Origin of the sequence: Lysinibacillus sp. NPDC093216, from assembly GCF_050280325.1 — a bacterium.
Classification (GTDB): domain Bacteria; phylum Bacillota; class Bacilli; order Bacillales_A; family Planococcaceae; genus Lysinibacillus.
Genome location: NZ_JBNNVB010000001.1, coordinates 169787 through 181967, shown reverse-complemented (window position 1 = coordinate 181967; position 12181 = coordinate 169787). Strand labels below are relative to the sequence as shown.

The window sequence follows — 12181 nt, the reverse complement described above, 5'->3', positions numbered from 1 at the left end:
TTTTGCACATACTACATGTGTAAAGGAGGAGAAACATATGACTATTTTAGAAAACTGGCAAAAATGGACATCGTTTTTAGGTCAAAATGTTATGCGAGCAGAATCAAGTGGGATGCCAACGAAAATGATTCAACAAGCTGCTGTACAAATTGGAGAATATTTGGCGACAAATGTCGATCCTAAAAATGAACAAGAGCGAGTGCTGTCGGATTTATGGGGCGTTGCCTCTGAAGAAGAAAAACATGCATTGGCGAATTGTGTCATTAAACTTGTAGAAAATAAGCCTGTGCAGTAAAACGAAGAGGAGAACTATCTCCTCTTTTTTTTCTGTATAAAAGAGGATTTTTGCATTGAAAAGGGAACGTATGTAAGCCTATTCTGTATGTTCAAAAAAAAAATAGTAAGTTTTTAAAAATAACGCCATAATTCCACGTATTCTAACTTTCCATTACATAAAAAATCAGCTATGATGGAACTTATAAAGGATTTTTTACGTTAACTAATAGGAAGGGAACGAGTGTGTTTGAGCGATTGGTACTTTGAATATGAAATTCAGGTGAATCGCCCTGGATTATTAGGAGATATTGCTTCACTTTTAGGGATGCTTCGTGTCAATATTATTTCAATAAATGGTGTCGATGAGGATCGACGTGGTATGTTAGTGCATACAGACAACGATGAGACAATTGAGCGTTTTCGTACAATTGTTTCGACAATGGAACATATTAACGTTACCAAATTTCGACAACCAAAGCTCCGTGATCGTTTAGCCATTAGGCACGGTCATTATATTCCACGAGATGCAGATGAAAAAAATACCTTCCGCTTCGTACGAGATGAACTTGGTATTTTAGTTGACTTTATGGCTGAGCTCTTTAAAAAAGACGGGCATAAGCTTATTGGGATACGTGGAATGCCTCGTGTTGGAAAAACTGAATCGATTGTAGCGGCAAGTGTATGTGCCAATAAAAAATGGATTTTTTTATCGTCTACAATGATTAAGCAAACTGTTCGCAATAAACTTGCTGGTGATGAATTCAGTGACAATAATATTTTTATATTAGATGGCATTGTGACACGTCGTTCGTCTGATGAGCGACATTTGCAACTAGTGCGTGAAATGATGAGTATGCCTTCCATTAAGGTCATCGAGCATCCAGACATGTTTGTTCAGCATTCAGAATATAAGATAGAGGACTTTGATTATATCATTGAATTGCGTCATCACCCAGATGAAGAAATTACGTATGAAATAATGGAAAAAAGCCAAATGATGTCCGAATCTAATTCATTTGGTGGATTTAATTTTTAATTTGATATTAAAGTAGGTGTTATGAGTGGCAGAATTAGGGACTCGACTGAAAGAGGCGAGACTGTCTAAAGGCTACAGCTTAGACGATTTACAAGAAATAACAAAAATTCAAAAGCGTTATTTAATAGGTATTGAAGAAGGCAATTATTCGATTATGCCTGGTTCGTTTTATGTACGAGCTTTTATTAAACAATATGCTGACGCTGTTGGCTTGGACGCAGAGGAGCTTTTAGAAACTTATAAAAGCGAGCTACCAGGTACTCCAAACAATCAAGTAAGTCAATCGATGACGACTAGTCCAAGTAGAAGAAAAGTTTCAAAAGGCCCTTCTACTAAAATGATGGAAGCAATGCCGAAAATAATCGTTGGTTTATTTATCATTGTCATTATTGTGGTGATTTGGGTGCTAATGCAGTCTAAAAATAAAGCAGTGCCAGATGTTATGGAAGATACTCCATCAGAAATAGAATATGATACAAAAGCAAAACCAATAGATACAGAAAAAGAAAAAGAAAAAGAAAAAGAGAAAAAAGCTCAAACAAATAACAAACAAGACTCAGCAGATTCAAAAGATTCAGTACAGGAAACACCTGATGAAAAGCAAACTGAAGAGGTTAAGCAATCGATTTCAGCTGGGGCTATTGAAGCGGATGGTGCTACAACTTCTTATACGTTAACAGGTACAGACGCATTTAAAATACGTATTGAAGTATCCGGTCCTACATTTATCGGTATTCGAAACCAACAGCAACAAGAATTACTATCAGATACTCGTGTCTATAATGCAGGAGAAGTAGTAGAATTCGACGCAACATCTCAAAATTACGCCCGTATCCGCTTAGGTAATTCAGCGCAAGCTAAAGTATACATTAATGACGAGCCTTTAACGTATGCACAGCAAATTGTAACGCAAAACATCGTCATCAATTTCAATAAAGAACAGTAGTCATCTAGTGATGACTACTTTCTTTCATCATGAAAGGTGTTAGAAAAATGAACATTCCAAATAAAATTACCATCTCTCGAATCTTACTTATTCCGTTCTTTGTCATTGTTATGATGTTTGATTTTGGCTGGGGAACAATGTCACTATTCGGTGCGACGATGCCTGTTCATCATTTTGTAGGTGCACTCATTTTTATTATTGCTTCAGCGACTGATTGGGTGGATGGTTATTATGCACGTAAGTACAATCTTGTGACAACATTTGGGAAATTTTTAGACCCACTTGCTGACAAGTTGCTAGTTTCAGCAGCTTTTATTTTAATGGTAGAGCTTGATATGGCGCCTGCATGGATAATAATAATTATTATTAGCCGTGAATTTGCAGTAACTGGCCTTCGTTTAATATTGGCAGGTGAAGGAGAAGTTGTTGCGGCGAACCAGCTTGGTAAAATTAAAACATGGGCCCAAATTGTGGCCATCGGAGCAGCACTTTTACACAATACAGTCTTTACACTTATCGGTTTTCGATTCGATTCAATTATGCTATATATTGCATTGTTCTTTACGCTATGGTCTGGATGGGATTATTTCTATCTAAATCGACGTGCCTTACTTGAGTCTAAATAAGAGAGGTCTTGAGGATCATGAATGCTGAAATTCTTGCAGTTGGCTCAGAGTTATTGCTTGGTCAGATTTCGAACACAAATGCCAGATTTATTTCTAGTCAGTTGTCCGAGTTAGGGATAAATGTGTATTATCACACTGTTGTTGGAGATAATGCACAACGTTTAGAAGAGGCTATTTCCATTGCAGAGACTCGTGCTGATTTAATCATTTTCTCTGGTGGGCTTGGTCCTACAAAGGATGATTTAACAAAGGAAACGATTGCGCGTCATCTTGACGTTTCTCTCGATTTTGATGATATCGCACTGGCTAATATTGAGCAGTTTTTTGCCAAACGAGGACGTCCAATGACGGATAATAATCGTAAGCAAGCTTTAATACTAGCGGGTAGTGAGGTGCTTGCAAACCATCACGGCATGGCACCTGGCATGATATTAACAAAGGATGAACGTACGTATATTTTACTTCCGGGGCCACCTAAAGAGCTTGAGCCAATGTTCCAGTTTGAAGCAAAGCCAAAACTCGGTGCGATGTTAAATGCTGGAGAGGTAATTACATCGCATGTTATGCGTTTTTATGGCATTGGAGAGGCGGAGCTTGAGGTTCGTGTCCAACATATTTTAGATGCGCAAACAAATCCAACTGTTGCTCCACTTGCTTCTGACGGCGAGGTTACATTACGTGTAACAGCTAAAGCAGAAACGGAGCAAGAAGCGCAGCATCTTATTGCCGCAAAGGTAACGGAGATTCAAGCGCTTGTTGGGGACTATCAATACGGTATAGATGATGATTCTCTTGCCTCTAAAACAGTAGAAATGTTACTAGATAATAAGTTAACAATTTCTGCAGCAGAAAGTTTAACAGCAGGTTTATTTCAGTCAGAATTAGCTGAAATACCAGGTGTAGGAGATGCCCTTGTTGGTGGCGTTGTTACGTATACGGAAGAGGCTAAAATTAAGCAACTCGGTATTTCAAAGGAATTTTTAACTACACATGGGATTGTAAGCAGTGAATGTGCAGCAGCTATGGCAAGTGCTGTACGTAAAAAGTTTGATACGGATATTGGTATTGGATTAACAGGTGCGGCAGGTCCTACAGCCCATGATCATCAACCAGCGGGAACGGTTTGGATAGGTATTGCCATTGGCGATGAAAAACCAATAACGTATTTACTGCATTTATCGGGTATGCGTAATACAAATCGACTGCGCGCGGCGAAATTTACTTGTCATTATTTAATGCAACTTTTGGAAGAAAGAGGCTTTAAAAAACGTTAATCAATTATGCCCCGGCATAATATAGGTTCATCCCCAAAAGTTGCGGATGACTTTTGTTAAAACGTCTACTATGTAAATAAGTTGATTGGAGTGGAGGCTGGGCGACTCCTTGGGGATTAGCAATAGAGGAACGAAGGCTAAAATCATCACGTCCTGTGATAACGCCTTCGTGACCAACATCGTGTTGGCCCGAGACCCTGGAGCGAGCAACGCGAGTGAAGCGGCTCATCGGACGCCCCCAGGAAAGCGCCCAGTCGGAACGGAAATCAACCACACGTTTTGGTGGTAATCCATAATATAGTTGAAAATAGAAATTTGGGTAATGGAAAGTTACCCAAATTTTTATTTTGAAGAAAAACGAATAAACGTTCGCTTTTTTCTTGCGTCTTCTCTCAAAAACAAGTATAGTAGAGATAGAGAAAAACAGTGAACAGTTTTCGAAGGAGGAAAATGAATGAGTGATCGTAAAGCTGCCTTAGAACAGGCGTTAAAACAAATTGAAAAGAATTTTGGTAAAGGTTCCATCATGAAACTTGGCGAAAAGACTGATTTAGAAATCGCTACATCTTCAAGTGGTTCGCTAGCACTTGATGCTGCATTAGGTGTTGGTGGATATCCACGTGGACGTATTATTGAAGTATATGGCCCTGAATCATCAGGTAAAACAACGGTTGCTCTTCATGCCATTGCAGAAGTACAGGCAAATGGTGGACAAGCAGCGTTTATCGATGCTGAGCATGCACTAGATCCAATTTACGCACAAAAATTAGGCGTCAATATTGATGAACTTCTATTATCTCAACCAGATACAGGAGAACAGGCGCTTGAAATCGCAGAAGCATTAGTACGTAGTGGTGCTATCGATATCATCGTTATTGACTCCGTAGCAGCATTAGTTCCGAAAGCGGAAATCGAAGGAGATATGGGTGATTCGCATGTTGGTTTACAAGCCCGTTTAATGTCTCAGGCCTTACGTAAGCTTTCAGGTGCTATTAATAAATCAAAAACAATCGCCATTTTCATTAACCAAATTCGTGAAAAAATTGGTGTTATGTTCGGAAACCCAGAAACAACACCTGGTGGACGTGCGCTTAAATTCTACAGCTCAGTACGTTTAGAGGTTCGTCGTGCGGAAGCTATTAAACAAGGCAATGACATTATGGGTAACCGTACAAAAATTAAAATTGTCAAAAACAAAGTGGCACCACCATTCCGTACAGCTGAAGTTGATATTATGTACGGTGAAGGAATTTCAAAAGAGGGCGAAACAGTTGATTTAGGTGTTGAACTAGACATCGTTCAAAAAAGCGGTTCTTGGTATGCTTACGGTGATGAGCGCCTAGGTCAAGGTCGTGAAAATGCTAAACAGTATTTAAAAGAAAATCCAGCAGTACTAGACGACATCGCAAATAAAATCCGTGCTTCTTACGGTATTGCATCTTCATCTTACACAATTGCTGCGCATGATGAAGAGGAAGATATGGATGAGGAATTAAAGCTTCTTCTTGAAGATGAATAATATAAATGCATTGTTCCCACTCTTTATAGTGTGAGCAATGCATTTTTTTATTTACACATATTGGAGAATATGGTTTTATAATATTTGTTAGGTTATCCATATATTTGGCTCATCTTCAAAAGTCGTGTATGCCATTTTTAAAATAATTCCTAAGTACTGCTTCTACGCATTAATGATAAAAGTTAAAATAAGCATTAGTGTAAAAGTATTAGGTAATTAATTCTCTTAATGGATATGACTTACTTTTTCTCTTTAGAGGGCGAACAGATGCCCGACTATCCTTGACAGAGCTTAAGGCTAGCTATACAATTAAAAATGTATAATTTCTGAATTATGACTTTAAATAGGCAGTACATTCTGACTTCATTTTAAGTGAAGATGAAGACTCTGGCAGATGTTATGGATTTTGAAAGAAATGAATAATAAGAAGGTAGCCTTAGATCTTCGCATCCTGCGAAAACGGCTGACGTATCTGCATCGGTAAAACGCCACTTCCCGTGACTATACCGAATGCCCGACATCGTGTCGGCTCCTCGTGCAGACCTAAACATTTCAAAATCTGAGACACAATTAGTATGCCGAGGCGAAATTGATGTATGCGCCGACTGAAACTGTAATACCCAAATAGCAAGAGGAGGTGTTCATATGGATGGAATTACTATCATCTCCGCTTTGCTTGGACTCATCGTTGGTGCCGCTGTTAGCTATATCTACATGAAAAAAGTGAATGACTCAAAAATCACTGGTGCTAAACATGTCGCTGAAACAATCGTTGAAGAAGGAAAACGAGAAGCGGAGGCATTGAAGAAAGAAGCACTACTTGAAGCCAAAGATGAAACTCACAAATTTCGTACTGAAGCAGAAAATGACATTCGTGAACGTCGTTCAGAACTTCAGAAACAAGAGAACCGTTTATTGCAAAGAGAAGAGAATCTTGATCGCAAAGATGATGCTCTAAATAAGAGAGAAGCAAGCTTAGAGCGTAAAGAACAAGCGCTAAGCGAAAGACAACAGCATATGGAACAGATGGAAAGCAAAGTGGACGAGCTCGTTGCCTTGCAAAAATCAGAGCTAGAGCGAATTTCTGCTTTAACTAGAGATGAAGCAAAAGCTATTATCTTAGGAGAAGTAGAAAAAGAGCTAACAACTGATATTGCTGTGATGACGAAGGAAGCTGAAACACGTGCGAAGGAAGAATCAGATAAAAAAGCACGTGAAATTTTATCACTGGCACTGCAACGTTTTGCAGCGGATCATGTTGCTGAAACAACAGTATCTGTCGTGAACTTGCCAAATGATGAAATGAAAGGTCGTATTATTGGTCGTGAAGGTCGTAACATCCGTACTTTGGAAACGTTAACAGGTATAGATTTAATTATTGATGATACTCCAGAGGCGGTTATTTTATCAGGCTTTGATCCAATTCGTCGTGAAACGGCTCGACTTGCACTTGAAAAACTTGTACAGGATGGCCGCATCCACCCTGCTCGAATTGAGGAAATGGTAGAAAAATCTCGACGTGAAGTGGATGAACAAATCCGCGAAACAGGTGAGCAGACAACATTTGAAATTGGCATTCATAATTTACATCCAGATTTAATGAAGATTTTAGGCCGCATGAAATATCGTACAAGTTATGGACAAAACGTTCTAAAACACTCAATTGAGGTCGCATATTTAGCAGGCTTGCTCGCTGCTGAACTTGGTGAAGATGTAGCATTAGCTCGCCGTGCAGGCTTATTACATGATATTGGTAAGGCAATTGACCATGAAGTTGAAGGTAGCCATGTCGAAATCGGTGTGGAATTGGCAACAAAATACAAGGAACATCCGGTCGTTATAAACAGTATTGCTTCTCACCATGGTGATACAGAAGCAACATCTGTCATCGCGGTATTAGTGGCTGCAGCTGATGCGTTATCAGCAGCTCGTCCAGGTGCTCGAAGTGAGACGCTTGAAAACTATATCCGCAGACTTGAAAAGTTAGAGGAAATTTCTGAAAGCTATGATGGCGTAGAAAAATCCTTTGCGATTCAAGCTGGTCGTGAAATTCGTATAATTGTACAACCTGAAAAAATTGATGACTTAGCTTCACATCGCTTAGCGAGAGATATCCGTAAGCGAATTGAAGAAGAACTTGATTATCCAGGTCATATTAAAGTAACGGTTATTCGTGAAACACGTGCCGTGGAATATGCGAAATAAAATCATTAATAGATTTTATTTCAAAAGAAAGAATAGAATTTTCGAGTCGATATGCTAGGTGGATAATTGTACTAGATAATCACAGGAAAACCTTGTCGCGGATTGCGGGCTCGAAATGTTTTTCATATTAATGAAGCACTGAAAACTTTAGCAATTAAAGTTGATTTCTTGAAAAAATAGGCAACTTCTTGTTCGGTTTCGAACAAAGAGTTGCCTATTTTTATTTGCTCTTTAGTTATCCAATAAGCACTTCCTTAATAGTACTCATAATATTTATAGATTGAGCATAATAAAAGTATTGGACCTTTTCTAATTAGAGAGGAGGATATTGATGGTTGATATGCATAGTCATATCTTATGGAATGTAGATGATGGACCAAAAACAATGGCAGATACTATGCGATTGTTTGAACAAGCAGTTAAAGAAGGAATTAAAGAAATAATAGCCACTCCCCATTGCCATCACCCACAATATCATGCAAATTACAGCGCAGTGAAAAATCAAATTCACTTATTACAATCTGAACTCATAAAAAAAAGTATTCCTCTCACACTTTTTACCGGTCATGAAGTACGATTATCAGAAAAAATCATGCCACTCTACAAAACAAATCAAATCCACACATTAGCATGCTCTAATTATATGTTGTTAGAATTACCCTCCTATATTGTACCTGCTTATACAATAATAATTATTCGTGCATTACTGTCTGAAGGAATTACCCCAATTATTGCGCATCCAGAACGAAATAAAGCCATTGTTGAAAGGCCTGTTTACTTAGAACGATTAATTTGCGAAGGAGCAAAAGCACAAATAACTGCTGGCAGCTTAGCTGGTTATTTTGGACGCACAATACAAAAGCGCTCACTTGAGCTAGTTAGGGCTAATTTAGTTCATACCTATGGATCGGATGTACACAATCTATCATCTCGACCATTTTTTTTTGATGCAGGACTTTGTTATTTAGAAAAGAAAAAAGAGTTAGATGCGATCGATATATTACTCGAAAATAATGCAAGAATAATTGAAAACCAGCCTTTTATTATACAAGAACCTTGTAAAATCGAAGAGAGGAAATGGTGGAAGATTTTTTAGGATTAAGAAAAAAGAAGTGTAATTATCTTGAGATATATGTAAATGAAAAATACGGACAGCTTTAATGTCATTATTGAAATCGTTGACGGTAAATTGCTGTGGCCAGATGGGTCTTGTCGACATAGGGATATATCCGACAAGCGTAAACGTCTCTACAGATTTGAAATTATTGAATGAACAGAAGGTGTCATATTGAGTATTGTAGATGATCACTATAGGCAATGGATAAAGGAAACTGTCCCCTCCTATTTAAAAGAAGAATTACTAGCCATTGTCAATGATGCAACACAAATTGAAGATCGATTTTATCAATACCTACAATTTGGTACAGCAGGTATGCGTGGTGTGTTAGGTGCTGGTACAAATCGGATGAATATCTACACAATTCGCAGAGCTGCATACGGGCTAGCGCAGTATATCACAGAAAACGGGGAAATAGCCAAACAGCGGGGTGTTGTCATTGCCTATGATACACGGCATTTCTCAAAGGATTTTGCTATTGAAACAGCTCAAGTGCTGGGGGTATTAGGGGTAAAAGTATTCGTTTTTCGCGATGCACGCCCAACACCTGAATTATCTTTTGCAGTAAGGTATTTAAACGCTTTTGCAGGTGTGGTCATTACCGCTAGTCACAATCCCAAACAATATAATGGATTTAAAGTTTATGGGGGGGACGGGGCACAACTGACGCCATCTGCTATTCAAACTATCGTTGAAAAACTCGATGATATCCAAAATATTTTTGACATTCCAACAACATCATGGCACACATTAGAGCAGCATCGAACTGTAGAATGGATGTTACTTAATATTGACCAAGCCTATCAAGAAAACTTACTCGGTTTAAAACAACGTACAAATATTGACTTCACCATACCAATTGTTTACTCACCTCTTCATGGTGCAGGGCTAATATCGGTACAACAAGGTTTACAAGCATTTGGTTTTACAAATGTCCATATTGTAGAACAGCAAGCCGTACAAGATGGAGATTTTCCAACGGTTCCTTATCCAAACCCAGAGGAAGCAGCAGCCTTTACGTATGCAATACAAAAAGGTAACGAAACAGGTGCACAAATACTATTAGCAACCGACCCAGATGCCGATCGATTAGGTGTGGCAGTAATAACAGAGCATGATTATCAATTATTAACAGGTAATCAGCTAGGTGCACTTATCTTACAGTATTTGCTTGAGGCGAAAAAAGAAAAAAATGCGCTACCTGAAAACGGCGTATTATTCAAAACAATTGTTACCTCTGAACTTGGTGCAGTAATTGCTCAACAATACGGAGTTGAAACTGTGAACACACTGACAGGTTTTAAATACATTGCAGAAAAGATTGCTGAGTATGACGAATCGAAGGAAAAAACGTTCCTATTCGGCTATGAAGAAAGTTATGGCTATTTGGTTCAAAGCTTTGTGCGTGATAAAGATGCTGTTCAAGTTGCGTTGGTAGTAGCAGAGATGGCAGCCTATTATGCAACAAAACAACAAACATTACTAGATGCTCTGGACAGTTTATTTAAGAAATATGGCTATTATCAAGAAGCATTACAGTCACAAATATTTGAAGGTATTTCTGGTCAAAAGGAAATGCAAGCTTTACTTCAAAACCTTAGGGAAAATAGAATTTTTGATATTGCAGATCAAAAAGTAATGGTAATAGAAGATTACTTAACGCAACAAGCCATTCATCAAGATGGCTCGATTTCCTCAATTAAATTACCTAAAGAAAATGTTTTAAAGTTTATTTTAGAAGATCAATCATGGATAGCGATTCGCCCTTCCGGAACAGAGCCAAAATGTAAGTTTTACTTTGGTACAGTAGCTAATACGAAAGAACAAGCACAGCATAAGCTACAACAATTACAGGCAGCCTTTATGACAGCAATTAGTTGAAAGAATGGACATAGAGCGATGAAGAAAGCCAAAAAAATAATTATCCCAGCAGCAGGTATTAGTTTTTGGCTTGATTCCAAAAAAAATTTATACTATAAAATCTGTACTTTTAAGAAAAGGAGTAAATAGATCCAAAGATGTTAATAGGCCTTTTTTATAGAGCAAGATGAAAAAAAGTTCCTATTATTAACCTTAAAGGAGAAATGCCGGATGAATATTCTTATTAGCTGTCCTGGAAAAAGAGTAGAAATGTTAGAAGTGTTTAATCGTGAATTTGCGAAATTTAACATGGAGATAATAGCTACAGGTAATTCAAATATATTACCAGCCCTATATTCGGTGGAAAATTCATATATAGTACCATCGTTAGAAGCTGATAATTATGTTGAAGAACTTTTGGAAATTTGTAAAGAGAATAAAGTTAAAGCAATTCTAACTATGTTAGATAAAGATATAATGGTTCTCTCTAAAAATATTGATAAATTTAAAGAAATTGGGGTTATCCCAATCTTACCTAATTTAAGTATTGCAAAGACTTGTGATGACAAGTATTTAACATATGAATTTTTGACAACAAATGGGATTCGCTGTGCAAAGTCATACAATGATTTAGAAACTTTTGAAGATGATTATAGTAAAAATAAAATCTCGTTCCCTGTAATAGTCAAACCAAATAGTGCTGATGGTAGTAGGGGAGTTATTAAATGTACCAATTTGAAAGAACTAGAAAAGAGTTTTCATAATGGACATAAAAATATAATACAGGAGTTTTTAAATGGTACTGAGTATGATATAGATGCATATATTGATATTAATTCACAAAAAATGGTATCAATATTTGCAAAGGAAAAACTCTCAGTGACTATAGGTGGTGCTGATAAAGTCATTTCTTATAAGGATCTTAAGCTATTTGACCTTATTGAAGATTTATCTAATAAACTCAATATTACTGGTCCTATTGATGTAGATGTGTTCAAGGTTAATGGAGAATATTATATAGGGGAAATCAATCCTAGGTTTGGTGCGAATTATATATGTGCTTACGGGTGCGGTGTAAACTTCCTTGAATTATTAATAAACAATATAAATGGTAAAACGAATGTGAAGAATATTGGCAACTACAGTGATGGTATTTTAATGATGAAATATGAAAGGATTATGTTTAAAGCAGCAAACGAAATAATAGGTGTTTAGAATTAACAGAGAGGGAGCGGATGTTTTTCGTGTAAACTTATCCATGCTTATGTCCTTTATTTTGGATTTGGATGATTTACTACCACCCAACCATTATAAAGGCTTTT

Annotated in this window: 10 protein-coding genes; all 10 read left to right on the top strand. The window is 37.5% G+C overall.

Annotated elements, in window-relative coordinates:
• The first annotated feature begins 37 nt into the window (after positions 1 to 37).
• The 10 genes from ACQKOG_RS00910 (at position 38) to ACQKOG_RS00865 (ending at position 12074) form a co-directional block, all read left to right on the top strand.
• Positions 38 to 295, top strand: coding sequence for a DUF3243 domain-containing protein (locus tag ACQKOG_RS00910; RefSeq protein ID WP_370075171.1), 258 nt, complete (start codon positions 38 to 40; stop codon positions 293 to 295).
• Positions 296 to 523: 228 nt separating this feature from the next.
• Positions 524 to 1312: a DUF3388 domain-containing protein gene (locus ACQKOG_RS00905; RefSeq protein ID WP_142507413.1), complete on the top strand. Its 789-nt coding sequence runs from the start codon at positions 524 to 526 to the stop codon at positions 1310 to 1312.
• A 25-nt stretch (positions 1313 to 1337) separates the two neighbouring features.
• Complete coding sequence (locus ACQKOG_RS00900; protein ID WP_427444487.1) at positions 1338 to 2258, top strand: helix-turn-helix domain-containing protein; 921 nt, start codon at positions 1338 to 1340, stop codon at positions 2256 to 2258.
• A gap of 47 nt (positions 2259 to 2305) precedes the next feature.
• The gene (gene pgsA, locus ACQKOG_RS00895; RefSeq protein ID WP_370075169.1) at positions 2306 to 2884 is read left to right on the top strand and encodes a CDP-diacylglycerol--glycerol-3-phosphate 3-phosphatidyltransferase; all 579 of its coding nucleotides are present in this window, start codon (positions 2306 to 2308) and stop codon (positions 2882 to 2884) included.
• A gap of 17 nt (positions 2885 to 2901) precedes the next feature.
• A complete protein-coding gene (locus ACQKOG_RS00890; protein WP_427444484.1) occupies positions 2902 to 4158 on the top strand; it encodes a competence/damage-inducible protein A in 1257 nt (418 codons plus the stop codon).
• Positions 4159 to 4612: 454 nt separating this feature from the next.
• Positions 4613 to 5677, top strand: coding sequence for a recombinase RecA (gene recA / locus ACQKOG_RS00885; RefSeq protein WP_370075167.1), 1065 nt, complete (start codon positions 4613 to 4615; stop codon positions 5675 to 5677).
• 645 nt (positions 5678 to 6322) lie between these two features.
• Complete coding sequence (rny, locus tag ACQKOG_RS00880) at positions 6323 to 7882, top strand: ribonuclease Y (RefSeq protein WP_370075166.1); 1560 nt, start codon at positions 6323 to 6325, stop codon at positions 7880 to 7882.
• 331 nt (positions 7883 to 8213) lie between these two features.
• Entirely contained in the window at positions 8214 to 8978 is a 765-nt protein-coding gene (locus ACQKOG_RS00875; RefSeq protein ID WP_370075165.1) for a tyrosine-protein phosphatase, read from the top strand.
• Positions 8979 to 9170: 192 nt separating this feature from the next.
• Positions 9171 to 10880, top strand: coding sequence for a phospho-sugar mutase (locus ACQKOG_RS00870; protein WP_427444480.1), 1710 nt, complete (start codon positions 9171 to 9173; stop codon positions 10878 to 10880).
• A 210-nt stretch (positions 10881 to 11090) separates the two neighbouring features.
• Positions 11091 to 12074, top strand: a complete 984-nt coding sequence (locus ACQKOG_RS00865; RefSeq protein WP_415730910.1) for an ATP-grasp domain-containing protein — start codon at positions 11091 to 11093, stop codon at positions 12072 to 12074.
• Positions 12075 to 12181: the final 107 nt, after the last annotated feature.

Bases quoted from the DNA above. Each gene is read 5' to 3' on its own strand.
- pgsA (WP_370075169.1), top strand. From the start codon at position 2,306: ATGAACATTCCAAATAAAATTACCATCTCTCGAATCTTACTTATTCCG.
- ACQKOG_RS00910 (WP_370075171.1), top strand. From the start codon at position 38: ATGACTATTTTAGAAAACTGGCAAAAATGGACATCGTTTTTAGGTCAA.
- ACQKOG_RS00890 (WP_427444484.1), top strand. From the start codon at position 2,902: ATGAATGCTGAAATTCTTGCAGTTGGCTCAGAGTTATTGCTTGGTCAG.
- ACQKOG_RS00865 (WP_415730910.1), top strand. From the start codon at position 11,091: ATGAATATTCTTATTAGCTGTCCTGGAAAAAGAGTAGAAATGTTAGAA.
- recA (WP_370075167.1), top strand. From the start codon at position 4,613: ATGAGTGATCGTAAAGCTGCCTTAGAACAGGCGTTAAAACAAATTGAA.
- rny (WP_370075166.1), top strand. From the start codon at position 6,323: ATGGATGGAATTACTATCATCTCCGCTTTGCTTGGACTCATCGTTGGT.
- ACQKOG_RS00875 (WP_370075165.1), top strand. From the start codon at position 8,214: ATGGTTGATATGCATAGTCATATCTTATGGAATGTAGATGATGGACCA.